22 protein-coding genes are annotated in these 23,506 nt (G+C 71.0%); 12 read left to right on the top strand and 10 right to left on the bottom strand.

The genetic code is table 11. The annotated features are described in order from the left end of the window. The first annotated feature begins 8 nt into the window (after window positions 1–8). Both AB0I15_RS40385 and AB0I15_RS40380 read left to right on the top strand, forming a co-directional pair. Window positions 9–2,195, top strand: coding sequence for a PQQ-binding-like beta-propeller repeat protein (locus AB0I15_RS40385; RefSeq protein ID WP_358108152.1), 2,187 nt, complete (start codon window positions 9–11; stop codon window positions 2,193–2,195). Window positions 2,196–2,377: 182 nt separating this feature from the next. Further along, window positions 2,378–4,618 carry an NACHT domain-containing protein gene (locus tag AB0I15_RS40380; RefSeq protein ID WP_358108149.1) on the top strand — a complete coding sequence of 747 codons (2,241 nt, stop codon included), beginning with the start codon at window positions 2,378–2,380 and terminating at the stop codon, window positions 4,616–4,618. A 102-nt stretch (window positions 4,619–4,720) separates the two neighbouring features. On the opposite strand, the gene AB0I15_RS40375 is transcribed toward AB0I15_RS40380, so the two are convergent. Next, complete coding sequence (locus AB0I15_RS40375; RefSeq protein ID WP_358108146.1) at window positions 4,721–5,236, bottom strand: hypothetical protein; 516 nt, start codon at window positions 5,234–5,236, stop codon at window positions 4,721–4,723. Between the two features lie 16 nt (window positions 5,237–5,252). On the opposite strand from AB0I15_RS40375, the gene AB0I15_RS40370 reads away from it, so the two are divergent. The 4 genes from AB0I15_RS40370 (at window position 5,253) to AB0I15_RS40355 (ending at window position 8,333) form a co-directional block, all read left to right on the top strand. Continuing rightward, window positions 5,253–5,405: a hypothetical protein gene (locus tag AB0I15_RS40370; protein WP_358108143.1), complete on the top strand. Its 153-nt coding sequence runs from the start codon at window positions 5,253–5,255 to the stop codon at window positions 5,403–5,405. 185 nt (window positions 5,406–5,590) lie between these two features. Beyond that, a complete protein-coding gene (locus tag AB0I15_RS40365; protein ID WP_358108140.1) occupies window positions 5,591–6,112 on the top strand; it encodes a MarR family transcriptional regulator in 522 nt (173 codons plus the stop codon). Window positions 6,113–6,210: 98 nt separating this feature from the next. Continuing rightward, window positions 6,211–6,876, top strand: coding sequence for an SDR family NAD(P)-dependent oxidoreductase (locus AB0I15_RS40360; protein ID WP_358108137.1), 666 nt, complete (start codon window positions 6,211–6,213; stop codon window positions 6,874–6,876). 410 nt (window positions 6,877–7,286) lie between these two features. Next, the gene (locus AB0I15_RS40355; protein WP_358108134.1) at window positions 7,287–8,333 is read left to right on the top strand and encodes an NBR1-Ig-like domain-containing protein; all 1,047 of its coding nucleotides are present in this window, start codon (window positions 7,287–7,289) and stop codon (window positions 8,331–8,333) included. A 45-nt stretch (window positions 8,334–8,378) separates the two neighbouring features. On the opposite strand, the gene AB0I15_RS40350 is transcribed toward AB0I15_RS40355, so the two are convergent. Continuing rightward, window positions 8,379–9,314 (bottom strand): SpoIID/LytB domain-containing protein, encoded by a 936-nt coding sequence (locus AB0I15_RS40350; RefSeq protein ID WP_358108131.1) that lies wholly within the window; start codon window positions 9,312–9,314, stop codon window positions 8,379–8,381. Window positions 9,315–9,408: 94 nt separating this feature from the next. Beyond that, window positions 9,409–10,254 carry a peptidoglycan-binding protein gene (locus AB0I15_RS40345; protein ID WP_358108128.1) on the bottom strand — a complete coding sequence of 282 codons (846 nt, stop codon included), beginning with the start codon at window positions 10,252–10,254 and terminating at the stop codon, window positions 9,409–9,411. A 463-nt stretch (window positions 10,255–10,717) separates the two neighbouring features. Between AB0I15_RS40345 and AB0I15_RS40340 the strand changes: the two genes are divergently transcribed. Both AB0I15_RS40340 and AB0I15_RS40335 read left to right on the top strand, forming a co-directional pair. Next, the gene (locus AB0I15_RS40340) at window positions 10,718–11,647 is read left to right on the top strand and encodes a type II CAAX endopeptidase family protein (RefSeq protein ID WP_358108125.1); all 930 of its coding nucleotides are present in this window, start codon (window positions 10,718–10,720) and stop codon (window positions 11,645–11,647) included. Window positions 11,648–11,761: 114 nt separating this feature from the next. Further along, window positions 11,762–12,802, top strand: a complete 1,041-nt coding sequence (locus AB0I15_RS40335; protein WP_358108122.1) for a trypsin-like serine protease — start codon at window positions 11,762–11,764, stop codon at window positions 12,800–12,802. A 34-nt stretch (window positions 12,803–12,836) separates the two neighbouring features. On the opposite strand, the gene AB0I15_RS40330 is transcribed toward AB0I15_RS40335, so the two are convergent. After that, window positions 12,837–13,541 carry a DUF4097 family beta strand repeat-containing protein gene (locus AB0I15_RS40330; protein ID WP_358108119.1) on the bottom strand — a complete coding sequence of 235 codons (705 nt, stop codon included), beginning with the start codon at window positions 13,539–13,541 and terminating at the stop codon, window positions 12,837–12,839. A 212-nt stretch (window positions 13,542–13,753) separates the two neighbouring features. Here AB0I15_RS40330 and AB0I15_RS40325 point away from each other — a divergent pair, with 212 nt between their 5' ends. Continuing rightward, a complete protein-coding gene (locus AB0I15_RS40325; protein WP_358108116.1) occupies window positions 13,754–15,349 on the top strand; it encodes an SMI1/KNR4 family protein in 1,596 nt (531 codons plus the stop codon). A 60-nt stretch (window positions 15,350–15,409) separates the two neighbouring features. Here AB0I15_RS40325 and AB0I15_RS40320 read toward each other — a convergent pair whose 3' ends face one another. Both AB0I15_RS40320 and AB0I15_RS40315 read right to left on the bottom strand, forming a co-directional pair. Beyond that, window positions 15,410–16,312: a hypothetical protein gene (locus AB0I15_RS40320; protein WP_358108113.1), complete on the bottom strand. Its 903-nt coding sequence runs from the start codon at window positions 16,310–16,312 to the stop codon at window positions 15,410–15,412. An 83-nt stretch (window positions 16,313–16,395) separates the two neighbouring features. Continuing rightward, window positions 16,396–16,875, bottom strand: a complete 480-nt coding sequence (locus AB0I15_RS40315; protein ID WP_358108110.1) for a MarR family transcriptional regulator — start codon at window positions 16,873–16,875, stop codon at window positions 16,396–16,398. Window positions 16,876–16,971: 96 nt separating this feature from the next. Between AB0I15_RS40315 and AB0I15_RS40310 the strand changes: the two genes are divergently transcribed. After that, window positions 16,972–18,114, top strand: coding sequence for a cytochrome P450 (locus tag AB0I15_RS40310; protein WP_358108107.1), 1,143 nt, complete (start codon window positions 16,972–16,974; stop codon window positions 18,112–18,114). 70 nt (window positions 18,115–18,184) lie between these two features. Then, on the top strand, window positions 18,185–19,000 hold the full coding sequence (locus AB0I15_RS40305; protein ID WP_358108105.1) for an alpha/beta hydrolase: 816 nt from the start codon (window positions 18,185–18,187) through the stop codon (window positions 18,998–19,000). 2 nt (window positions 19,001–19,002) lie between these two features. Here the strand turns inward: AB0I15_RS40305 and AB0I15_RS40300 are convergent, their stop codons facing one another. Genes AB0I15_RS40300 through AB0I15_RS40285 form a run of 4 tightly spaced genes read right to left on the bottom strand, consistent with a single transcriptional unit; the run spans window position 19,003 to window position 23,142 of the window. Further along, window positions 19,003–19,851 carry a patatin-like phospholipase family protein gene (locus tag AB0I15_RS40300; protein ID WP_358108102.1) on the bottom strand — a complete coding sequence of 283 codons (849 nt, stop codon included), beginning with the start codon at window positions 19,849–19,851 and terminating at the stop codon, window positions 19,003–19,005. A gap of 9 nt (window positions 19,852–19,860) precedes the next feature. Then, window positions 19,861–21,945 carry an FtsX-like permease family protein gene (locus AB0I15_RS40295; protein WP_358108099.1) on the bottom strand — a complete coding sequence of 695 codons (2,085 nt, stop codon included), beginning with the start codon at window positions 21,943–21,945 and terminating at the stop codon, window positions 19,861–19,863. Next, the gene (locus AB0I15_RS40290) at window positions 21,942–22,619 is read right to left on the bottom strand and encodes an ABC transporter ATP-binding protein (protein ID WP_358108387.1); all 678 of its coding nucleotides are present in this window, start codon (window positions 22,617–22,619) and stop codon (window positions 21,942–21,944) included. The genes AB0I15_RS40295 and AB0I15_RS40290 overlap by 4 nt, the downstream gene beginning before the upstream one ends. After that, complete coding sequence (locus tag AB0I15_RS40285) at window positions 22,594–23,142, bottom strand: PadR family transcriptional regulator (RefSeq protein WP_358108097.1); 549 nt, start codon at window positions 23,140–23,142, stop codon at window positions 22,594–22,596. Before AB0I15_RS40285 ends, AB0I15_RS40290 begins: the two co-directional genes overlap by 26 nt. Before the next feature lie 163 nt (window positions 23,143–23,305). Between AB0I15_RS40285 and AB0I15_RS40280 the strand changes: the two genes are divergently transcribed. Continuing rightward, on the top strand, window positions 23,306–23,455 hold the full coding sequence (locus AB0I15_RS40280) for a putative ATP-grasp target RiPP (RefSeq protein WP_358108094.1): 150 nt from the start codon (window positions 23,306–23,308) through the stop codon (window positions 23,453–23,455). Window positions 23,456–23,506: the final 51 nt, after the last annotated feature.

Here is a 23,506-nt window from a genome sequence, read left to right as displayed (position 1 = left end):
CGCCCCGCTTGCCTGACTACCCCCGCTCCCAGGCAATCCTGATCGGTGTCTCGACTTTTGACGACAAGGCGTTCCGGCCACTGCCCGCTGCCGCCAACAGCCTTGCCGGACTGCACCAAGTCCTGACAGATCCCACCCTGTGTGGCTGGCCGGCGGAGCAGGTCACCCTCATCCCCGACCCCGCCGAGGTGGCCGGCCTGGTGCGGACCTTGCGGCGTCTGGCCCGCGACACAGCCGATGTGCTGCTGGTGTACTTTGTCGGACACGGGATCATCCTGCAAAACGGGCATCTGTGCCTGCCCCTGACCGGCACCGACGAAGGCGATCCCGACGTCACCGGCCTGGAGTACGAGCGCCTCCGTCAGGCGCTGCTGGACAGCCCCGCACGGGTCAAAGTAGTGATCCTGGACTGCTGCTACTCCGGCCGTGCCGTCCAGGCGCTGTCCGCCGAGGGCGTCGCCGACAGCGCCGGAATCCGTGGTGCCTACACGCTGACCGCCAGCGACCACACCGCTCATGTGCCCCCGCTGGGCCGACAGGACAACGCCTGCACTTCCTTCACCGGCGAACTTCTGGGCCTGGTCCGCGCCGGCCTGCCCGAGGGGCCGAAGTGGCTCACCTTGGACCTGCTCTACCCGCATCTACGCCACCGTCTCCGCAGCCGGGGCCTGCCTGAGCCCAACCAGCGTGGCACCGACACCGCCGGCCGGCTTGTCTTCACCCGCAACCCGGCTCCCCCAAGCCAGGCGTCCTCCGCAAGGGCTGCCTGGCCCGCCGATCCACCCCTCAGTGAGTCCAGTCGCGCCGCCGTTCCGTCACAGGCACGGACCGGACGGAGAACCGCGATGACCGCCACCGCAGTCTCTGTCGTCATCACCGCCGGCTGGCTGCTGTGGGGACCGCCGGCTTCACCCGGGCCGCAAACGGCCGGCTCCGCCGGCGGCACGCCTGCTGCCTCCAGCGCTTCCACCGCACCGACCCGCGCGATCGGCTGGACCTACACCACAGGCGATTTCATCATCTCCAGCCCGGCAGTGGCCGGCGGAGTCGTGTACGTCGGCAGCAGCGATGACAAGGTGTACGCCCTGGACGCGGCCACCGGCCGGGTGGACTGGACTTACACCACCGGCGGCGCCGTCTACTCCAGCCCGGCGGTGGCCGGCGGAATGGTATTCGCCGGCAGTCGCGACGGCGCGGTGCACGCGCTGGACGCGGCCACCGGCCGAGTGCGCTGGACCCATGCGACCGGTGGCGCCGTCGACTCCAATCCGGCCGTAGCCGGCGGGCTGGTGTACGTCGGCAGTCGCGACGGCAAGGTGTACGCCCTGGACGCGGCCACCGGCCGAGTGCGCTGGACCCGCGCCACCGGCGGCGCGGTCCTCTCCAGCCCGGCGGTGGCCGACGGGATCGTGTACATCGGCAGCAGCGACGACAAGGTGTACGCCCTGAACGCGACCACCGGCCGGGTGCGCTGGACCCGCGCCACCGGCGGCGCCGTCGACTCCAGCCCGGCCGTAGCCGGCGGGCTGGTGTACGTCGGCAGTCGCGACGGCAAGGTGTACGCCCTGGACGCGGCCACCGGCCGAGTGCGCTGGACCCGCGCCACCGGCGGCGCGGTCCTCTCCAGCCCGGCGGTGGCCGACGGGATCGTGTACATCGGCAGCAGCGACGACAAGGTGTACGCCCTGAACGCGACCACCGGCCGGGTGCGCTGGACCCGCGCCACCGGCGGCGCCGTCGACTCCAGCCCGGCCGTAGCCGGCGGGCTGGTGTACGTCGGCAGCGGCGACGGCAAGGTGTACGCCCTGAACGCGACCACCGGCCAGGTGTCCTGGACCCGCGCCACCGGCGGGGCCGTCCTTTCCAGTCCTGCGCAGGCCAAGGGAGTGGTGTACGTCGGTGGCACCGATGGGAAGGTGTACGCCCTGGACGCGACCACCGGCCGGGTGCGCTGGACCCGCGTTGCCGGCGACAAGATCGACTCCCGTCCGGCGGTGGCCGACGGCGTGGTGTACGTCGGCGGCCACGATGACAAGGTTCATGCGCTGGATGCGACCACCGGCCGGGTGCGCTGGAGCCACACCACCCTCGGCGACATCAGCTGGTCCAATCCCGTGGTGGTCGACGGGCTTGTCTATGTCGGCAGCACCGATGGCAAGGTGTATGCCCTGGACGCTACGACGGGCCGCCTCTGACCCCTGCGGCCAGGGCTCCTACTCCAGCCGCGGCAGCAGATGCCGATCTTGACCGTCTGGCAGGCACAGAGCCTGGCTGACAACTCGGCCGGGCTCAGGTGGTGGTAGTGGCTCGACTGGCAAGTGGCGGCAATGATGTCAGGGTGAGCAGGCCCCCGATTCGCCCACGGTTACTCGCTGGCATGACCGTCGCCCTGCTGGGCGCGATCGTGTTCATCGTGTGGCGAAGGCTGGACCCGGGCGACAAGGTCAACTGGGCCGACCTGTCCGCGGTCGCGATCGCCGCCTCGGTGGCCATCGCCGCCGTGATCACATGGGCCGGACGCCTTCGCCCGGCCGCCGGCCCACTCAGCCGGGCTGAAACGGCGGCAGCCGCCGACGCACTGGCCGAACTCGTCCAGCGGCAGTGGAAAGCCGAAGCCCGCCACCGGTCGCTGGACGACCCCGAGCCGATCGCAGTTTCCTGGCGGCTCAGCGGCAACGAGACCGTGATGAGCCCTTCCCGACTCATCGCCGCCCAGACAGACTTCACCTTCACCGGCCACAGCGGCGACATCGCCGCCCTCGCCCGCGACTTCCAGGCCCTCACCCACCGCCGGCTGGTCATCACCGGCGGGCCGGGCATGGGCAAGACCACCCTGGCCATACAACTGCTGCTGCGCCTGCTCGCCATCCGCGCCGGCCACGAGTCCGCCGAGGACGGCGAGACCGTCCCGGTTCCCGTGCTCCTGCCGCTCTCCGGATGGAACCCGCACGTTCAGCCCCGCCTGCAGGAGTGGCTCGCCGATCGCCTGGCCCAGGACTACCCCGCGCTGAAAGCCCCCCAGTTCGGCCCTGACGCCGCCACCGCCCTGGTCGCGGGCGGGCACGTCCTGCCGGTTCTGGACGGCCTGGACGAGATCGGCGAGCAGGCCCGGGCGGCCGTCATCACCGCGCTGAACGCTTCCCTGAGCGCCGGCGATCAGCTCATCATGACCAGCCGGACCACCGAGTTCGCCACCGCCGTGGCCACGGCCGGACGCCCTCTCAACGCCGCCGCCGTCATCACCCCGGTCCGGCTGAGCCCGCAGACCAGTGCCGCCTATCTGCGCGCATGCCTGCCCGCCCTCCCCTCCGATGCCTGGCGCAACGTTCTGACCGCGATAGAAACCCGTGCTCTCTCCGGGCTGACCGAGATCGTCGCCACCCCTTTCGGCCTCTGGCTCGTCCGAACCGTGTACGCCGCCCCCGGCACCGACCCGGCACCCCTGACCGGCCCTCTCGGCGGCACCACCACCGCGCTGCGCGCCCACCTGCTCGACGAGCTGATCCCCTCCCTCGTCAACACCCGCCCGCCGAGCACCGGGCCCGGCGGCCATTTCCTGCCCCGCCACCGGCTCGACCCGGCCACCACCCGCCGCTACCTGACCCATCTGGCCCGCGCCTTCCCACCCGCCGTCACCCGCGACATCGCCTGGTGGCGCATCTCCAGCACGACACCCAACGCCAACCAGTTGGTCAAACGTACGCTCGGGCTCGTGGGCGGGGTCATGGGCGGACTCATGGGCTTGATCCTGGGCTATTTCTTCGGCCTGTTCATGGACGGGCTTCCAGGCGACTTCATGGTCCCGCTGAGCGGGCTCGTGGGCGGGCTCGTGGGCGCGACGTGGAGCTGGTTCTCCGCCGGGTCCTGGCCCGGCGATGTTCCTGGTCATGCCGACCTCAGTCTCCGCGGTCGTGCGCGCCTTCTCCTGCGTGCCATCAGGCTCAGGCTCGTGTTCGGACTATTGGTCGGGCTCGCGTTCGGGCTCCTGGTCGGGCTCGCGTTCGGGCTCCTGGTCGGGCTCGCGTTCGGGTTCGCGTTGATGATCTTTGGCGGGCTCCTGGCCGGACTCGCGTTCGGGCTCCTGGTCGGGCTTCCGAGCGGGGTCGCGTTCGGGCTCGCGAGGGGGCTCATGGATTGGGCCGAGCAACCCGCTCCCACGTCATTCAGCACTCCCACCTCCAGTTGGCGATTCGACAGGACCCTCACCCTCCTGCGAGGGCTTCTGGTCGGGCTCGCCGGCGGGCTTCCGAGCTGGATGATTTTCGGGTTCATGGGCTCGCTCGAGTCCGGGGTCCAAGGGTGGCTCATTGTGGGGCTCGGTTTCGGGCTCTCCTTCGGACTCCCCTTCGGGCTCGCGGGGCTCATGTCCGGAAGCCATCACGCATGGCTGGCCTGCACCATCGCGACCGGCCACCTCGCACTCAACCGGAAGCTTCCCTGGCGGATCACGAACTTTCTCGATGACGCCCACCGGCTGGGGCTGCTGCGCGCGGTCGGGCCGATCTACCAGTTCCGCCACGCGACTTTGCATGACCATCTCGCCGCCTCGCAACCAGACGCCCACGCACGGTCGGGGTCTCCGCCATCCCTGGCGCGATCCGATCCGTCCGGAGGTTGAGGAAGATCGGAAGGCAACCCGGAGCCAACCGGCGTGTGGCCGGGGTCCAATGGAAAGTCGGCCGGGATGGTCGCGATCCGGGGGGTTGGTCAGGTTCTGCGTTCAGGCCGCCGTACGTGCGGGTGCTCGGGAGATCGCCGATCGCAGGGCGTAGTCGTGGGTGAGGGTGCGGTACGGGCCGTTGAGGCCGCGGGCCCGGTAGTCGGCCGGGGCGTCGTGGAGGTCGGTGCTCTTGACCGCGGATGCGGGGACCGGGCCTTCGATGGTGCGGCTGACCAGCGGGTCGCCGTCGAAGTAGAGCTGGGTGGTCAGCGGCAGGAAGTCGTCGGCCGACACGATGGCGTGGATGTGCAGGGGGCGCATGCCGGGCAGTTCGAGCGCCTGGGTAAGGGCGGTCAGCGGGCTGTGGTCCGGCTTGAAGCCGAGGGTCTCCAGGCCGGATCGCACCGTTCCCGAGACGATCAGCGGCTCGCCCGACTCGTCCGGACGCATGGGCAGCACGGCGGGGCTCTCCAGCAGCGGAGCGCCGGGGAGGTAGGCCGGGCCCTCCATCTCCCAGTGGCTCGCGCCGTCCTTCTCCGGGTGGGCGTAGGCGGCGCCCTCGGTGGCCTTCAGCACGGTCTTGAAGAACAGGATGCCCGCCTGGCTCAGCTCGCCGGTGTCGGCGGCCTGCTGGAGCCATCCGATCGCGGCGAACAGCTCCTCGATGGTGACCTGGCGTTTTGAGGATGACGTCGTCGACGGCGTGACGGAGATCGCCGAACACCACCTGGAGCCTGGTCTCTGATCTGCTCATCGCACTTCCTTCCGTGAACACGTACGTGGCGGCGCCGAAGCCCTCGGTCCAGCGCAAGCCGGGCGCTCCCAGCAGGGATTAACTCCAACCTTGGAGCGAAGCTGACACAGCATCACTCCAAGCTAAAAGTTATGTGGAGTTGTGAGAGCTCCAAGCTTGGAGCTAAGGTGGTGGGCATGGACGACTCGACGGAGACGCGCTGGCTCGATGCCGAGGAGCAGCGGCACTGGTACGCGCTCGCGTACGCGCTGATCCGCCTGCCGGCCGCGCTCGACACCCAGATGCAGCGTGACGCGGGCCTCAGCCACTTCGAATACCTCGTGCTGTCCGGCCTGTCGATGATGCCCGAGCGCACCCAGCGAATGAGCGACCTGGCCGTCAACACCGCCAGCACCCTGTCCCGGTTGTCCAATGTCGTCATCAGGCTGGAGAAACGCGGCTGGGTGTCGCGCCGGCCGGACCCGTCCGACGGCCGCGTCACGCTGGTCACCCTCACCGAGGACGGCTGGACCAAGGTCACGGGCGCCGCACCCGCGCACGTCGCCGAAGTCCGCCGGCTCGTCTTCGACCCGCTGACCAAGGCCCAGCAGCAGCAGATGGGCCGCATCGCCCAACGCATCCTCAAGACCATCGACCCGGAGATGCCCCGTATCGAGGACTGCTTCCCCGACGCCGCGCCCCCGCTCAACGGCGAGTAGACACTCCCCCGCCCACACCAGATCCCGCCTGAGGACGCCCATCGCCGCACCCAGGCGTAGTTCGCCGCGCCCACCCACACGTAGCAAGGAGCAGACGCATGCCCACCATCGCCATCGTCGGAGCCGGACCCGGCATGGGCCTGTCGATCGCCAAGCTCTTCGGCCGTCACGGCTTTCAGGTCGCCCTGATCGCCCGCGGCAAGGACAACCTCGATGCCCTCGTGGCCGAGCTGGCCGCCTCCGGCACCACCGCGGCGGGCTTCCTCGCCGACGTGTCCGACCTTCCCGCGCTGACCGCCGCGCTCGACCAGGCCGCCGAACGCTTCGGCGGCATCGACGTCCTGGAATACTCCCCGCACAGCGGCCTGACCATGGTCAACCCGCCGGAGGTGACCGTGGACAACCTCCAGCCCGCGATCCAGCACCTCCTGTACGGCGCGGTCACCGCCACCCAGGCGGTGCTGCCCGCCATGCTGGCCGCCGGCACCGGCACCCTCCTGTACACCACGGGCGGCGGCGCCATCAACCCGTATCCGATGCTCGCCACCCTGAACACGGCCCAGGCCGCCCTGCGCAACTGGGTCCACAACCTCCACAACGCCCTCGCCGGCCAGGGCGTCCACGCCGCGATCGTGGCCATCAACCTGCTGCCCAGCGCCACCGCTCCCGCAGGCGTCCCGCACTCCGGCCCCGACGACATCGCCCAGGTCTACTGGGACCTCCACACCCGCCGCGACCGCCCCGAACACCTCGTCACCGCCTGACGAGCAGTCGTCACCGGCGGATCGTCCGGCATCGGCGCACATCCTGGTCGACAACGCCGCAATCATGAAGTCGAGCCGACCCAATACAAATCAGGAACGACCGCGTTACGCCGCGTAACTGACATAAATGAAACGCCAGTTCAGGCCACGTGTACGAATTCCGCAGCCGCACAAGCCTGTACGACGCCGCGGCCAGGCTAAGGGCGTTCCGGTCAACGTGGCGCGCCGGCTCATAGGCGTAATCGTCTAATCCAACGCATTGGGCGAGAGGGGAGGCTGCCCGGTCTCCTTCGTCGCGTTCGGCCTGGTACGAGGGCACCGTACGGCCTTTTGCGCGCTCATCTTGCCTGCCTTCGTGCCGATTCCGGGTCGATTTGAGCCAAGACCGTAAGTGCTGTTACCTTCGCACGGTGGACGACAGGCGTGCACGGGCGGAGATAATCGAGGATTTCTCGGCGGCCCTGCGGGAACTGCGCAACTCAGTCGGCAATCCGCCTTTCCGGGAGATGTCCGGCCGGTCGGGCGCGATTTCCCACACAACGTTGCACGAAGCCACGAAGGGTAACCGGCTCCCGAGTTGGGAGACCACTGTCGAGTTCGTCAAGGTGTGCGGCGCGGACCCGGCCGACTATCGCGAGCGCTGGGAGAGGGCGAACCTGGCGGTCAGATCGGTGAGCACCGGGGATTCCGCGGTCCGCGTGGGCACCTCGGTGGACCATTCGTCTGGTGGGCTCGTGGGCTCCGCCACACGCGTCGCCGAACCGCGTTCCGTACGTCTCGCCGTCGGGTCGCAAACGTCCTGGCCGGACGGCGAGACCTCGGTATCCGCGCCTTCGACGCGGCCCGATGAGATCATTAGCGACGTCCAGCCTCTGCTGCCCGCGCAGGAGAGCAGGGGGCGATTACGGCTGACCCTCTCGGTGGCGTTCGTGACGGCGGCTGTCGCCATGGGGGCGGTGTTCCTCATCGTGACCACCGTCAATCGCGGCTCCACACCCGGCGGAGCCGGGCCGAACCCGGCCGAAAGCCCATCGATCGCGTTGTCCCCGGCCGGTTGCCCGGTGCGTTCGACCAACCCACCGCCGGCCCTGCCGTTGCACGAGGGTGATGCGGCCGTGTTCATCGCGGACGTCACGCTCCCCGACTGCACGCGCGTCGGCGCCGACAAGACCATGACCAAGGTATGGCGCCTCAAGAACACCGGAACCGTGCCGTGGCAGGGATACTCGCTGCGGCGCCTCGACCCCGCGCAGCAAGCCGATCACTGCCAGACCATTTCCGACGTGCCGATCAAGGACACGCGCCCCGGCGAGACGGTCGACATCCGGACCGACATCACCACGCCGAGGAAGCCGGGCTTGTGCTACGTGCGATTCAAGATGGTGGACGCTTCGGGAACGGTCGTATTCCCCGGAAGCCGGCCGCTCAACTTCCAGATCATCGTCGAAGGACGATAGTCCCCCGCCACGCATGACACGGCGGGGAACGAAAGTCGGACGGGCTCAGGAGCCGAGCACGATCCCCGTGTAGTAGTTCTTGAGGATCCTGGAGTAGTTCCAGCCCGCCAGGGCCTTGTCGCGGGAGCCGTACTGCGACATCCAGTCCCCGTCCACCCAGTTGCCGCACGCCGTCGTCGTGGCGCAGTACTGGGCCCGGAAGATCTTCCCGTTACGCGTCAGCCGGGCGCCCCACGTCGCGTCCACCGCGGCGCTCGTCACCGCCTTCGCGGAGCCGGGCTTGTACACCTGGCTCGAGGTGTGGTCGTAGACGTCGAAGCACTGGCCGCTCGGTGTCTTGCGGTTCGAGTGCAGCGCCCAGTACCAGCCGAAGTTCTTGACGGCCATCGCGCCGGCCTTGAGGGACTCCGCGGGCCAGCTCGACACCCACTCGTTCGGCAGGACGTTCTTGACGTAGGTCTTGAACTCCACCCGCTCCACACGATCGAGGGACTTTCGGTACACGAGGATCGTCGTGGGCAGCTTGGTGTCCGTGCCGTCGGTCTTGCAGCCGGTCGGCGACGTGGAGCCGAGGAACTGGTGCGAGGCGTTCTGGTTCTTGAGGGTGGCGTTCAGGTTGCCTTTGACGCCCGCGGCGAAGTCCTGATAGGTGCCGGTGTGGCCGCTGTTGAAATAGACGCGGACGGTCTTGCTACTGCGATTCCACACGGAGGCGGCGGAATTCTTGATGCACTCGCCCTTACCGGCGCCAGGGCCCTTGAAGTCGTAACACGAAGGCTGCGCTGTGGCGTAATCGTCGACCGATCCGGTGAAGTCGGACACCGACCCCTGGTTGTTGCTGTTGAAGTAATAACAGAACTCGCCGGTATCACAGACACCGTCACGGTCCGCGGCCGAAGCCGGCGATGCGGTGGCGAGGACCGTCCCGCCGAGCGCCATCGCGGCGGTCGCCGCGGTGAGGATCCTGGTGAGCGTTGTCATGCTGTTCTCCTTCTGTCTGCGGAGTCCGCGGAACGTGCGTTCTGTCCGCGGAGACTGCGTTTCGGATGGTCAGCGGAGCCTGGGGCGGGTGACGTCAGCGGCGCTGGTACTCCTCCCAGGTGCGGATGGTCACCTTCGGGCCGTCGTCCGGGCCACGGCCGGCGAGCCCGTTCAGGCCGAGGTAGTAGTCACCGACCTGGTGCTGGGCCTGGCCGGAGAGGCTGGTGTCGCTGATGGCGGTGGCGTGGATGTGCCACGGCCAGTCGCCCTGCTGGGGGCTGCGCACCCATGCCGCGAAGCCGACACGGCGCAGCGCGCGGACGACCGAGGTCCGGGTGGCGGAACTCATCCCCTCCACGGAGATGTCCACGACGCCGCCACCGTCGTGGGTGCCGGCGGACGTGGGGTCACCGCCGGGGTTGTACGAACCCTGATCCAGCTTGAGGTCGCGGCCGAGCAGCCGCTTCGCCTCGGCCAGCATGCTTCGCGTACGAGTGTTGATCACGAAACCGCCGGTGGACACCCGGGCGCCCGGGTCGATGGGAGCCGTGACCTTGAAGCGGCCGGCACCGAGTTTGGTGAGCGACGTCTTACCCGGCAGACCGTTGGCGTCGAGACCGGTGAGGCCGAGCGACTTCTGGTAGTTCGCGTAGGCGGCGACCGTTGTGGTGCCGAAGTAGCCGTCCACCCACTTCGCGTCGAGGAGGCTTCGGTCACGCAGCGCCTGCTCAACGAGGAGCACGCCGGCCCTGGCGCCTGGGGTCAGCGTGCTGTCGGGCCGCCGCGGGTCTATCTGGGCCGCCTTGACCGTGGCTTCCATGTTCAGGCTCGGAAGGCCCTCAGCGTCGGCCGCCTGTGCCACCGACGCCCCGGACACTCCAGTCAGCGAAGTGAACAGGACGCCCGCCGTGAGGGCGGCGGCGCATGAGGGCAGCTTCATCAGTACTCCTGGTGCGGGGGTTGTGGGCCGTTCCGGTGCGGCGGGATCCACCGTTTCGGTCAGCTCACGTGTCCGCAAGAAGATCGGTGTTGTCAGCCTGTTCGACAGGCTCTTCCGTACGGGCGTACGCGCTGTTGACAGGCGCCCAGCGCCTTGAACGCGCGCGCCACCCCGGCCGCCCGCTCGGCGTTCAGCAGCTCGCGGGTCGGCCGCCTATCGCTCGGGCGCCGCGGTTGGGAGCCGGAAGTTGAAGTTTCATCCACTCGGAGGGGCCGTCGCGCTGGTGCTGGCGACCGCCGTTCCGGCTCGCGGTCGGCGCTGTGAAGCCGACGCTCTGAGCTGGGCGTTCGCTCCTTGGTACCCCTGGCTGTACCTCCAATGGGCTGTACGCGGGAACGACCGGGAGGGGCTGCGGCTGGTGTGCTGATCACTGTCAGTGAAGCGCTCCTGAAGGAGAGAGAAAATGGCAGTCGACAGCCGGCCGGGGGCCGAGCAGTATCCGGGACGGACCGGACTTCGGGGGTTCATCCGCCGCCGTCCGCTGATCAGCTTCTTCGTGCTGGCCAACCTGATGAGCTGGGTCGCCTGGTTGCCCTACGTTCTTTCGGCGACCGGCCTGGGCGTTCTGGACTTCGCTTTTCCCTCGGTGCTCGGCACCACGCAGTTCCTGGGTGTTCTCCCCGGCGCCTATCTCGGTCCCATCCTCGCCGCGTTCATCGTGACCACCGTCGCGGACGGCAGGGAAGGCGTGCGCCGGTGGGTCGGGCGGATGACCAAGTGGCGGGTCGGGTGGGTCTGGTACCTGGTGACCGCGCTCGGTGTTCCCGCCGCCATCATCGTCACCGCTCTCGCGGTCTCCGACGGGGACATCCGCCTGCCTCCCGTCGCCGTGCTGGTGGCCTACGTGCCCGGCCTGCTGCTCCAGATGGTCACCACCGGTCTGGCGGAAGAGCCCGGTTGGCGTGACTTCGCCCTGCCCCGCCTGCAGCGCAGGTTCGGTCCGCTGGGCGCCACCCTGGTTCTCGGGCCGCTGTGGGGGATCTGGCACCTGCCGCTGTTCCTGAGCGAATGGGGCGGGTGGCCGGACGTCACCTGGATGAGGGTCGGCGAGTTCATCGCCTTCGCCTGCGTCTTCAGCGTGGTCGTCACCTGGGTGTTCAACCGGACCGGCCAGAGCCTGCCGCTGATCATGCTGCTGCACGTCAGCGTCAACAACTTCATGTCGCTCGCGTACTCGGACATGTTCCCCTCGCTCGCCACCGCCGAGCAGGCGTCGCAGGTCACCCTGCTCGCGGGCGCCACGGCGGCGATCCTGGTGCTCGTCGCGACCCGTGGACGCCTCGGCTACCGTCCGGCCGGGGAACCCGCACCGGAGCCCATCTCTCAGAGCTGAACGAATACTCGAATGTAGATTCGAATAAAGTCTTCCCGGGGCGGCGTTCAAGATTTACGATCTTCGTGCTGGTGGACGTCGCCGGGGCGGCCCACGACGGGAACGGGGAGATCGATGATGAGACGCAGGCTGCTCGCGCTGGGTGTCGGCCTAGGGTTGCTGGGCGCCACCGCCGTCGCCGGGCCCGCGGAGGCCGCCGACGTGGTGGCGTGGGCCCCGCTGGCCTCCAGCACGGCGGACGCCCAGCAGGTCGCGACGTTCTGGCTCGCCGACGGGGGCGCCAAGCTCAGGAGCGCCACACCCTACGCGCCGCGGACCGAGGTACGCGGCGAGCGCACGTCCGGCACCGTCGTCCCGCCCGGCAAGCCCGGCAGCGTCAATCCGGTGGGGCCGGAGGCGGAAGGTGAGCCGCCCCGGACCTCGGGCAAGGTGTTCTTCGTCGGCGCCGACGGCCTGCCGCATTGGTGCTCGGGCACCGCCCTGCAGTCGCAGTACCGCAATCTCGTCGCCACGGCCGCGCACTGCGTGTACGACATGGAGGGCGCCCCCGCCACGGTCGGAAGCTGGGTGTTCGTGCCCGCCTACTCCGACGGCACCACCCCGTCCGGCCTGTACGTCGGGAAGCGGGTGTTCGTCCACTCCGACTTCACCCAGTACGGAGACCACGACCGCGACTTCGCCTTCGTCAACGTCTACAGCGGCGTCGTCCCGTCCGACTCGGGGACGCAGGTCACCACCGGGAGACTGGCCGACATCGTCGGCGGCCAGGGTCTGGCGTTCAACCAGGCGACGACCCCGGCCGTCGACGTCTTCGGCTACCCCGCCGGCCCCCACCCCGACGGAACCCGGCCCTACACCGGCGACACCCTCGAACGGTCCACCGGGCCGACCTTCACCATGAGCCTCTCCGCCCCTCCCGCCGACCAGCCCATCGGCGTCGACTCCCCGTTCACCGGCGACGGCGCGCTCGGCTCCTCCTGGCTGGAGGGCTACAGCGAGGAGCAGCGGCTCGGCTACCTCAACGGCATCACGACCGGCGTCTCCGACACCGACGGCGACGGTCGTCACGACACCGGGATCTCCCCCTACTTCGACACCGGGCTTTACACGATCTTCAAGGCCGCGGCCTCCTACTGGACCGGTCGCATCACCTGACCGCCGCGCGGCGGTCAGGCGGGCCCCTGGGTTCCTAGGGCGTCAGGACCTCGAGGTCACCCGAGTCGCTGGTCAGCTCGATCTGGCGGGTGGCCGACGGGTCGGTGGCGGCCTCGATGTTCTTGGCGCCGGAGTCGGTCCTGGCGACCACGTTGTACGGCCCCTGCGGCACGTGGATCGAGGTCCGGCCCGAGTCCGTGGAGGTCGTGACCTTGTCGGGCGAGCCGGTGAAGGTGAGCTCGATCGTGCCCGAGTCGGTCTTCGCGGCCACCCGCTTGCCCGCCAGCCCACCCGCCTCGATCGTCCCCGAGTCGGTCTGCGCGTCCAGCTCGCCCGACAGGTCCTTCAGCGTCAGCGTCCCCGAGTCGGAGGTGGCCTTGACGCGCAGACCCTTGGGCACCTCGACCTGGTAGCTCACGTCGCAAGAAGTGCTCACGGCGCCGAATCCCCAGGTCGTGGGGCATTTGAAGGTCAGGGCCAGCGTGTCGCCCTGCACCTGGTGGCTGGTCTCCGGCTTGTTCTTGCGCCAGGTCAGCCGCTCGGTGACGTGGATGCCCTGCCGCTGCGACTCCACCACCTCGATGGTGCCCGCGTCGGCCTCGACCCTGAGGGCCGCGACCTTGTCCCCGACGTCGTACGACACGGTGTCGCTCTCCTCAGGGCCACCGACTCCGCACCCCGTCAGCGCCACCGCCAGCCCCAGCAGACCCGCGATGATCCCCGCGCTCTTCATCCTCATGACGCCCGATTCTGCGGCATCCGGGGCCATGCGGCGTCGGGGAGGTCCCTGAGAACGCCCCTGAGACACCCCGGGCATCGGCCGGTGGTGTGCTCTGTTCGATGCTGGAAAGCCGGGTCGCGGAGTACGGTCCGGAGGGCGCGTAACGGCTGAATTCAGAGGGAACCGGTTCTCGTCAAGACGGGAGCGCGCCGGATCCGTACCCTGGGCTAATGATCACTGACGGCGTGCTTCGCGCCATGGCCGAGAAGATCGCGGCCGTGGGACCCCGGGGTTGGCGGCGGGCCGAGTTACGGGGGTTCGCGACCGGTGACGGCGGGTCCGGGCACCACGGGTTCGCCTTCGAGCCCGGCGACGTCGGCGGCGAGGCCGACCTGCATGCCGAGCTGTCCGCGCTGGGCGACGAGGCGGGCGGGCGGCTCACCGTGGAGCTGGTCGTGGAGGCCAGGGGGCGGTTCGAGGCGGTGCTCAGCCGGTCGCTGGAGCGGGATGGGGCGGGCGGGTTCCTTTATCTGCTGGACCGGGACACGCGGCCGGAGGAGCCCGGGGTGTTCCAGCCGGGTCCGGTGGACGCCGTGGCGGCCGGGGATCCGGACGAGGCGATCGCGTTGCTGGGGGCGTACCTGCGGGAGCGCGACCGTGTCCTGGGGCGCGACACGTACGCGCCCCCGCCCGCGCTGCCGGCGGCGCGACGGGCCTGGCTCGAGTCCCGGCTGCCGGTGACGCTCCCCGCCGACCTGCGCGCCCTCTACGCCCACATCGACGGCGACGGCGGCATCGGCCTGCTGGACCGGCATCCGTGGTTCGGCCTGGAGATGCTGGAGAACCAGAGCCGTACGGAGAACCGCAGGTGGGCCGGTCGCCACGACTGGCGGCACCATCCGCTGATCGGCGCCTCCGGCCCTCCGCTCGCGGTGCGCAGGGTGTCGGACCACCCCTGCTGGATCCCGTTCGCCACCGACTCCCTCGGCGACTTCCTGGCCGTGGACCTGGCGCCCGGGCCCGGCGGGCGGCCGGGGCAGGTCATCCGCATGGGGCCGCACCACGACGAGGGGCCCGTCCACGTCGCCGACTCGGTGACCGACCTGCTGCGGCGGCACGTCGCCGCGTTACGGGCGGGGGCCTACCGGATCGAGGACGGCGAGTTGTCGATCGACATCAAGCGCCCCCGCGATGAGGCCCGCTCGCTGACGGTCACCGGGGCGCAGGCGGGGACCATGCCGGGCCTGCACGCGCGGATCGAGCGGCTGAAGGTGATGAACGCCTCCTGGGCCGACTTCGGTCCCCTGCGCGGGGCGCCGATGTTGTGGCAGGTCACGGTGGAGAACTGTCCGGGCGCCGACCTGGGCCCGCTGCGCGACACACCTCTGGAGCGGCTCGACCTGGCCATGGACACCGTCGACCTGGCGCCGCTGACCGGCCACGGCACCCTGCGCATGGCGCGGCTGCGCACCGGCAACCCGGTGGATCTGACGCCGTTGCTGTCGTGTCCCCGCCTGTACGCGCTCGACCTCGCCGACGCGGACGTTCCCGACCTGACGCCGATCTCGGTGCTGAAGGGGCTGCTCTATCTGCGCCTGCGCCGCGAGCAGTGGGAGCGGATCACATGCCCGCCGGGGCTGGCGGCGGCCGTGCTGGCCGCGGAGCCGCTCCGGGAGAAGCGCTGGTGGTGGTCCGCCGACAAGGCCTACCACCCGCCCGAGCCGTCACTGCGGACGGCGGTGGGCTGGGCGGAGCACCTGGCGGGAGAGGCCGCGGACCTGCGGATCGTCACGGGCCGATATTCCCGGAGGCCGGCCTCCCGCTGAGCTCAGACCGGCTCTCGCGAAGGCCGCTCATTCAGCGGATCAGGCAGGTTCTCGCGGAGGTCAGCCTCTCGTGGAGATCAGGTCGAGGGCGCGCTGGTGCTGTTCGGGCGACGGCTGCCGGGTCCAGGTCATGCCGGGCAGGTTCTCGGCGAGCATGCGCGCCATCACGGCCGCCATGACGTCGGACGGCTGCGCGTGGGGCATGTGGGGGCGCGCGCTCTGGTAGCCGGCCAGGATGCGGCCGTAGTCGTACATCAGGGTGTTGGTGAAGCGGCTGCGCTCGGCGTCGGCGCTCTCCAGGCCGGCCACGAACTCGGGCTCCGGCTCCTGGACGACCGCCTTGTAGACGTCGAGACGGTTGCGGATCTCGTCGGGTGAGGTGTGGCTGTGCGCGTCGTCGTACATGCGGGCCACGTGCTGGGGCAGCTCCACGAGCACGGTGAGCAGGCCGTAGCCGCCGTCCTCGTCGCCGTAGCCGCCGACGCCGCCGTCCACGCCCTGGGCGTGCGTGGCGCTCATCATCGCGCCGGTGAAGTCGTACTTGTCCATGCCGTCCACGCGCTCCTCCGGCATCCAGCCGTCGTCGAGGTGCAGCACGCCGCCGGTCTCGGCGTGGGTGACGCGGTCGAGCAGGTGCCGTACGGCGCCCGCCGGGTCGGCCACCGCCCCCGGGCCCAGCGCGGCGAACTGCTCGGCGACCAGGAACAGCGAGACGATCATCGACGGCTCGTAGACGCGCAGCACGCCCGCCTCGCGGTTCAGGTAGACCGTGACGTCCTCGTCGTACGCCTCCAGCCCCGCCATGAAGGCCCGCTCCTGCTCGTCGGTGAGGAGGAGCTCCCAGGCCCACTGACGTTCCACGTGAAACTTGTAGAAGTCCTCACCTCTAAGCGGATCTCGGAACTTCCACCACAACGCGCCGGCCACGATCAGGACGGCGATCACACCCAAGGCGATCCACATATGGTTCGTTTCCTTTCGAACGATCAGAAACGTCGGATCGTAGTGGAAGAAGATCACCGATCATGGGAAAACGCCGGAAATCCTCATGTACGGCCGGGCGCGGCCTGCAGGCGCTCCACCTCGGCGGCGGTGCTGAGCTCGGCCGTCCGCAGGAACCGGAGCACGGTGGCGAGTTCGTCGTCCCCGAAACCCGCAAGATCGTCCCGGGTACGGGCGACCAGCCCCGCGTACGCCTCGCCGACCCGGTCGATCCCCTCCTGGGTGGGCTCGATGAGCACCCGCCTGCGGTCGCCGGGATCGGCCACCCGCCGGACGCAGCCGGCGGCGACGAGCCGGTCGATCATGCGCGAGGCCGATCCGGTCGTCAGCTTCACGTGCTTGGCCAGCGTGCCCGGGGTCGCCGGACCATGGCGGTCGAGGACGTGCAGGCACTGCACGTCGGTTTCCGCGACGCCGAGCCGCTCCGCGACGACCCGGTTGAGCCGGACGACCAGGATCGCCCAGCCGGGGATCGCGGACTTGGTGAGCTCGGTGACCAGGGATTCCCGCTCGTTCGTGGTCATGGTGCCCAGGCTCCCATCTTTCCTATTGCTGCATAGCACAGTAATTGCATGATACTTTTACTGCGCAACGCAGCAATCTGTTCTTTCAGGAGTGACATGACCGAAGCACCCCGTGTGTCCGTGGACCCCTTCGCCGTCACCGTGCGCGGCGTCGGCGAACCCCATCCCGCCCGCGCCGCCCTGCGCGCCGCGGGGCACGTCGTCCAGGCCGAGGCCCCTGCGGGGGGGCCTGCGTGGATCATCACCGACGACACGCTCGCCAGGGCGGCGCTCGTGCATCCCGGCATCGTGAAGGACCCGGCCTACGCGCCGGCGCACTGGGACCCGCGGACCGCCGGGCTCGAGCCGACCGCCGCCGCCCAGCCGTCCCTCACCACCCTGGACGGCGCGCCGCACGAGCGGCTGCGGCGGGCGCACCGCCCGCTCTTCACGGCCCGGCGGATGGCCGAGTACGCGGAACGCATCACCGCGATCGCACGTGAGCTGCTCGCCGGCCTCGACGCCGAGGACACGGTCGATCTGATGGCCGACTTCGCCACCCGGTACCCGCTCACCGTGGTCTGCGACGTGCTCGGTGTCCCGCTCGACCGGGTCGACCAGGCCATGGCGGCCTGCCGGAGCATGTACAGCGACGACCCCGAGGAGGTGGGGCGGGCGATGGCGGCCTTCGCGGACCTCGCCGCGTCCGCGCTGGAGAAGGGCGCGGCCGGGCTGGCGGCCGAGCTGCGCGATCAGGTGCCCGCCGAACTGACCGAGCCGGACCTGCACTATCTGATCTTCACGCTGATCTACGCCGGGCAGCTCACCACCGACCCGTCGCTCGGGTTCCTGCTCGCACACGTCCTCGACGCGGGGGCGCAGGTCCCGGCCGACGACCTCGTACGGGAGACGCTGCGGCGGCACGCGCCCGCCCCCTTCACCCTCTGGCGGTTCACCTCCACCGACGTCGAGCTCGGCGGGGTGCGCCTGCCCGCCCGCTCCCCCGTGCTCGTCGACATCCAGGGCATCAACACCGACCCCGGCCGCGCGATCGGGCCGGACCTCTCCTTCGGCGCCGGTCCCCACTACTGCACCGGCGCGCAGCTCGCCCAGCTCGAACTGCGCGCGCTCGTCGAGGTCCTGCGCACGGACTTCCCCGCCGCCCGCCTCGCGGTGCCGTACGCCGACCTGCGGCAGGTCGACTTCGGCGGGATCCAGGGCGGCCGGTTGACCGCCCTTCCGGTCAGGTTGCGGGGGTGAGAGCGATGAGTTCTCCCGTCCGCGCGAGTCCTATCCCCGACGAGACCGCCGCAGAAGGGACCATCCCGCCATGACCACCACCACCCACTTTCTCGAGCTGCCCGACGTGCGGCTGCGTTACGAGGTACGCGGATCGGGGCCGCTGCTGATCGTGACGGGCGCGCCGATGGCGGCGGGGGACTTCGCGCCGCTGGCCGACGCGCTGGCGGGCGACCACACCGTGGTCACGCACGACCCCCGGGGCATCTCGGGCAGCGTGCTGGCCGATCCCACGCAGGACTCCACACCGGAGCTGCGCGCCGACGACCTGGCCGCCGTCCTGGACGCGCTCGGCGCCGAGTCGGCCGATGTCTTCGGCAGCAGCGGGGGCGCGGTGACGGGGCTGGCGCTGGTCGCCCGGCACCCGCGGCGGGTGCGTACGCTCGTCGCCCACGAGCCGCCCCTGCTGGAGCTGCTGCCCGACGCCGCCGAGCAGCGCGCCCAGGTGGACGACATGATCGAGACCTTCCACCGGGACGGGCTGGGGGCGGCGTTCGCGAAGTTCATGGGCAGCGCGGGATTCGACGAGGGTGACGGGGGCGCTCCCGTGGCCCCGCCCACGGAGGTGCCCGACCAGGTGGTGGCCGACGGCGCCCGGTTCTTCGCACACGAGCTGCGCGGCACCACCCGCTACGTCCCCGACGTGGCCGCGCTGAAGGCCGGGCCCGCCCGGGTCGTCGTGGGGATCGGGGCCGAGTCGGGGCATCTCAGCACGTACCGGACCTCGGTGGCGCTGGCCGAGCTGCTCGGCACGGCGACGGCGGAGTTCCCCGGCGACCACGGAGGCTTCATGGGGAACCCGGAGGAGTTCGCGGACGTGCTGCGCAAGGTGCTGGCGGAGGGGTGACCCTACCGCCACATCGCGGCGACGCGGGCGGCGACCGCGCGGCCCTGCGCGTAGCCGGCCTCGGCGCTCGGGGTGCGGACCTCGGGGGCGAGCGGATCGGCGCCGAACGCGGCCAGCGCGGCCGCGTCCGGCTCGATCACCTCGACCGCGCCGTCCAGCCGGCCCCAGGCCGGCTCGGCGGGCTCGGGCATCGGGGCCAGCACCAGCACCCGGTCGTAGCCGGCCGCGAAGTCGGCGTTGGTGCCGGTGCGCACGCCGCCGTCCATGTAGCGCACCCCGTCGATCGTCACGCACGGCCACACGCCGGGGACCGCGCAACTGGCCGCCACCGCGTCCACCAGCTCCACCCCCGAATCGGGCCCGAACAGCCGGGGCTCACCGGTGAGCGCCTCCACCGCCACGATCACCAGGTCGCGCTCGGGCCACTTGTGCACGGGCAGCCGGGCCTCGATCACCGCGCGCCGCTCGGCCTCGCCGACCGTGGACGCGGCCAGCGCCATCGCGCCGATCTCGCGCCGCTGCTCGGCGGGGTCGCCGGGGGTCTCGTAGATCTGCTGGAACCGAGCCCACAGCTCCTCCACCGCGACGCCGCTGCTCAGCTCGGTCGTCTGCAGCGCGGGGTCGATCTGGCGGGCGAGCAGCCCGGCCAGGGGCAGCCCGCTGGTGATCTGGGCGGCCACCGTGGAGCCCGCCGACGTGCCGATGATCCGGTCGGCCGTGAGGGTGTCGACGCCCTCGTCGGCGAGCGCGGCCAGCACACCCGTCTCCCACGCGATCCCGGCGACTCCGCCGCCGCCCAGCACCAGCGCCCGCCTGATCCCGCTCGTCACCATCTGACCATTGTGGGTCATGGCGGTGGATCATTCGAAGCGGACGGCGTCGTAGCGGGTCGCGAGATCCATGAGCGGCAGTGCGACCATCGTGATGGCCAGGGCGGCCAGGGCGCTGCCCGCGAGGCCGGCGGTGACGTCCAGGCCGGGCGGTGACCAGGGGTCGCGGCCGGCCGTCGCCACCGCGTACGAGGCCGTGGAGCCCAGCACCGCGCCCATCGCGACGCTGATCGCCAGCGGCAAGGCCGTCTCCAGCAGCACGACCCGGCGCAGCTCCCCGAGCCGCACGCCCGTGGCCCGCAGCAGCGCGAAGGGCCGTCGCCGCTCGATCAGCCCCGCCACGACGGCGACCGTCAGGCTGCAGCCCGCCACCAGGGTCACGAACCACGCCGCCAGCCGGGCGTACGTGCCCAGCTCCGCCTGCAGCCGGGACTCCTGCAGCACGGTGTCGCGGCGGCTGTTGACGATCGCCCGGGGCATGAGGAGCGCGGCCCGGGTGCGGACACGCTCCTCGGCGGCGACGGTGCCGTCGGTCGTGACGTACAGGGCGCGCACCGGCAGGCCGGTCGGGCCGGACTCCAGGAGCCGCGCGCTCATCACGCCGATCGTGGCGTACGGGCCCAGGCCGCGCTCGCGTACGGAGGCGGGCAGCGGACAGGAGGCGTTGACGACCCTGACCAGCTCGGCGCAGGACACCACCGAGGACCAGCCGCCGGAGCGGATCACCACCGTGTTCGCGCCCATCAGGGGCGCCAGCCGCTCGGCGGGCTGTCGGTCGACGAAGATCTCGACCACGCCCGCGCGCAGTTCGCCGTAGAAGTCGCCGCCCGGCTCCGGACGTGCCAGCCCGGCCGCGAACATCACCACGAACGCCGCCAGCACCACCCCGCTGACCCCGCGGAAGGCGCCGCGCGGATCACCGGCGACGCGGCGGGCGGCCATGAGCGTGCCGGCGGCGCGGCCGGCCCGGGCCAGGGCGCGCGCGGCCACCAGGCAGATCCAGGGCCCGGCGATGACCGCGCCCACCATGATGAGCGCCACGAAGGCGAGGTAGGGCTGGTCGGGATCGGCGCCGGCCAGCGCGGGAGCGAGGAACAGGCCCGCGACGCCGGCCGTCGGCGGCAGCACCCGCCAGGCCCGGGGCGGTCGCCGGCGGGGAGGGCGGGCGCCGAGGCCGAGCGGGGTCACCTGGAGCGAGACGACCGTGGTGGCCATCGCCAGCAGCGGCACTCCGGCCAGCACCAGAGCCATGAGGCCGGGCGGATCGGAGACGTCCGCGTCGAAGAAACGCGCCCCGCCGTGGGTGAGGTGCGCGGCCACGACCGGGCGGGCCACGAGGTAGGCCGGCAGGCCGAGCACCGCGCCCGTCACGGCCCCGAGCCCGGTCTCGGCCGCCGCCATCACGGCCGCCTGCACCCGGGTGGCGCCGGCCAGGCGCATCACCGCGAAGCGCTGCTCACGGCGGATCGCGGCGATCCTGGTGACCATGACGATGAAGACGACGACGGGGATGAGCAGCAGGAGCGCGCCGAAGACGAGCAGGAGCCGGGCGGCGGCGGTGAAGGCGTAGTCGCCGGGCGGCCCCGTCTGGATGCCGCGCACCTCTTTGGCGCCGGTGAGCTCGCGCAGCTTCTCCGGGGTGTGTCCGACGATGGCGATGAGCTGGTCGGGGTGCGCCAGCGCGGCGGGGCCGACCGTCGCGGTGATCCGGCCGGGGAAGCGGGCCCCGAGCTGATCACGCGGTATGGCCTCGATCAGCCGCCGCAGCGCCGGCGAGACGGCCACCTCTCCGGCCGCCGGGAGCCGGTCGAGCCCCGGCGGGACCGGTGGCCGCGATCCCAGCGCGGCGACGTGCAGCCGGAACAGCGGCTCGCCCGCGTAGTGGTCGCTGACCGCGAGCCAGAGCGCCGGGTCCGGCGCCGTGGCCGGGGTGGCCGGCGTCGAGTCGCGCCAGGCCGACCTGTCCGCCCGCCCCTGTAACGCGGACTGCCCGGTCAGGCAGAGCAGCAGCAGGGCCACACCCACGCCGACCCCGAACGCGGTCAGCGCCCACCTGGCCAGGCCCTCGCGCCCACCGGCGACGGCGAAGCGCAGGCCCAGCACGACGGCGTTCACCGGGCACCGACCGGCTGGACGTCGAGCCCGTCGCGGACGATCAGGGTGCGGTCGGCGAACGCCGCCACCCTGGGCTCGTGGGTCACGATGATCATGGCGGCGTCGTGGTCGCGTACGGTGTCGACGAGCAGCTCCATCACCTCGTCGGCGGCGACGGAGTCGAGCGCGCCGGTCGGTTCGTCGGCGAACACCACCCGGGGCCGGGCGACCAACGCGCGCGCGATGGCGGCGAGCTGCACCTGCCCCCCGGACAGCTCGGCCGGCAGGCGGTCCCACAGGCCGTCGAGGCCCAGCCGGGCCGCCCACTCGGCCGCCTCCGCCAGCGCCGCCCGCCGTGCGCGGCCTTCGAGCAGCAGCGGCAGCGCGATGTTCTCCAGCACCGGCAGCTCGGGCACGAGCTGCCCGAACTGGAACACGAACCCGAAGCTCGTCCGGCGCAGCCTGCTGCGCTCGCGGTCGGCCAGCCGGTCGAGCCGGACCTCCCCGAAGGCCACCTCGCCCGAGTCGGGCCGCAGCACGCCGCCCAGGCAGTGCAGCAGCGTGGACTTGCCCGACCCGCTGGGGCCCATGACGGCCAGGATCTCGCCGCCGGACACGGAGACGTTCGCGCCCCGCAGCGCCTGTGTACGGCCGAAGCTCTTGCGCAGCTCACGACCGGTCAGGACCGTGGTCATCATCGACCTCCTCGGCCAGGGCGGGCAGCCGGCCCGCCGCGTGCTCGATCCAGCGCAGGTCCGCCTCGACGTGGAAGAGCCGGTAGTCGGCCAGCAGGGCGTCCTTCGCCGACACCGCCTCGCGCCGCGCGGCGGTCAGGACGCGCATCGCGTCGAGGTGCCGCAGGCGCTGGGCGTCGAGGAACTCCCCGGCGGGCCTGCCGGACATCAACGCCAGCGTCACCTTGGTGAACAGCACCGTCTGGAGCTGGGGCTGCGGATCCTCGGGCTCGGCCAGCCAGCGGTCCAAGTCGGTCACTCCCTCCGGGGTGATGGCGTAACGCTTGCGGTCGGGGCCCGCTCCCGGCTCCACGCCGACGACCTCGACCAGCCCATCGCGTACGAGCTGGGCCAGCGTGCGGTAGACCTGCCCGAACCTGATCGGCTTGGCCGCGCCGAACCGGCGGTCGTAGGCCTGCTTCAGGTCGTAGCCGTGGCGGTCGGCCTCCTCCAGGAGCCCCAGCAGGGTGTGCGAGACGGTCATACCAGCGGACTATACACACCGGGTATACCCAGTGGGTAGACCCAGGTCAAGATCGGTTTCGCCTGAGGCGCAGTAGATCCCAAGTGACTTCCAAGACGCCGTTCCTAGATTTCTCGACGCAAGCCGATGTGCAGGCCGCCGCGGGGCGGCCGGAAGGAACGAGATGTCGAAGATCACGATTGACGACCTGCCTTTCGAGGGTGCGGAGCTCACCGACGCCGAGCTCGGCGACGTGGCGGGCAGCCGCAAGAAGGAGTGGCAGGCCAGCGCCTGGACCCTCGACGACGTGCCCTACGAGTGGTGGCTGATCTAGGTGAGGACCGGCGTGGCGGGCCGTACGGCCCGCCACGCCGGTCCTCACCTA

Origin of the sequence: Nonomuraea sp. NPDC050643, from assembly GCF_040654715.1 — a bacterium.
Lineage (GTDB): Bacteria > Actinomycetota > Actinomycetes > Streptosporangiales > Streptosporangiaceae > Nonomuraea.
This window is presented reverse-complemented; position numbering and strand designations above follow the sequence as displayed.

Bases quoted from the DNA above. Each gene is read 5' to 3' on its own strand.
- AB0I15_RS40320 (WP_358108113.1), bottom strand. From the start codon at position 16,312: ATGTGGATCGCCTTGGGTGTGATCGCCGTCCTGATCGTGGCCGGCGCG.
- AB0I15_RS40335 (WP_358108122.1), top strand. From the start codon at position 11,762: ATGATGAGACGCAGGCTGCTCGCGCTGGGTGTCGGCCTAGGGTTGCTG.
- AB0I15_RS40305 (WP_358108105.1), top strand. From the start codon at position 18,185: ATGACCACCACCACCCACTTTCTCGAGCTGCCCGACGTGCGGCTGCGT.
- AB0I15_RS40310 (WP_358108107.1), top strand. From the start codon at position 16,972: ATGACCGAAGCACCCCGTGTGTCCGTGGACCCCTTCGCCGTCACCGTG.
- AB0I15_RS40380 (WP_358108149.1), top strand. From the start codon at position 2,378: ATGACCGTCGCCCTGCTGGGCGCGATCGTGTTCATCGTGTGGCGAAGG.
- AB0I15_RS40290 (WP_358108387.1), bottom strand. From the start codon at position 22,619: ATGACCACGGTCCTGACCGGTCGTGAGCTGCGCAAGAGCTTCGGCCGT.
- AB0I15_RS40325 (WP_358108116.1), top strand. From the start codon at position 13,754: ATGATCACTGACGGCGTGCTTCGCGCCATGGCCGAGAAGATCGCGGCC.
- AB0I15_RS40315 (WP_358108110.1), bottom strand. From the start codon at position 16,875: ATGACCACGAACGAGCGGGAATCCCTGGTCACCGAGCTCACCAAGTCC.
- AB0I15_RS40370 (WP_358108143.1), top strand. From the start codon at position 5,253: ATGCCCGCCTGGCTCAGCTCGCCGGTGTCGGCGGCCTGCTGGAGCCAT.
- AB0I15_RS40340 (WP_358108125.1), top strand. From the start codon at position 10,718: ATGGCAGTCGACAGCCGGCCGGGGGCCGAGCAGTATCCGGGACGGACC.
- AB0I15_RS40300 (WP_358108102.1), bottom strand. From the start codon at position 19,851: ATGACCCACAATGGTCAGATGGTGACGAGCGGGATCAGGCGGGCGCTG.
- AB0I15_RS40285 (WP_358108097.1), bottom strand. From the start codon at position 23,142: ATGACCGTCTCGCACACCCTGCTGGGGCTCCTGGAGGAGGCCGACCGC.
- AB0I15_RS40365 (WP_358108140.1), top strand. From the start codon at position 5,591: ATGGACGACTCGACGGAGACGCGCTGGCTCGATGCCGAGGAGCAGCGG.
- AB0I15_RS40345 (WP_358108128.1), bottom strand. From the start codon at position 10,254: ATGAAGCTGCCCTCATGCGCCGCCGCCCTCACGGCGGGCGTCCTGTTC.
- AB0I15_RS40330 (WP_358108119.1), bottom strand. From the start codon at position 13,541: ATGAGGATGAAGAGCGCGGGGATCATCGCGGGTCTGCTGGGGCTGGCG.
- AB0I15_RS40280 (WP_358108094.1), top strand. From the start codon at position 23,306: ATGTCGAAGATCACGATTGACGACCTGCCTTTCGAGGGTGCGGAGCTC.
- AB0I15_RS40360 (WP_358108137.1), top strand. From the start codon at position 6,211: ATGCCCACCATCGCCATCGTCGGAGCCGGACCCGGCATGGGCCTGTCG.
- AB0I15_RS40350 (WP_358108131.1), bottom strand. From the start codon at position 9,314: ATGACAACGCTCACCAGGATCCTCACCGCGGCGACCGCCGCGATGGCG.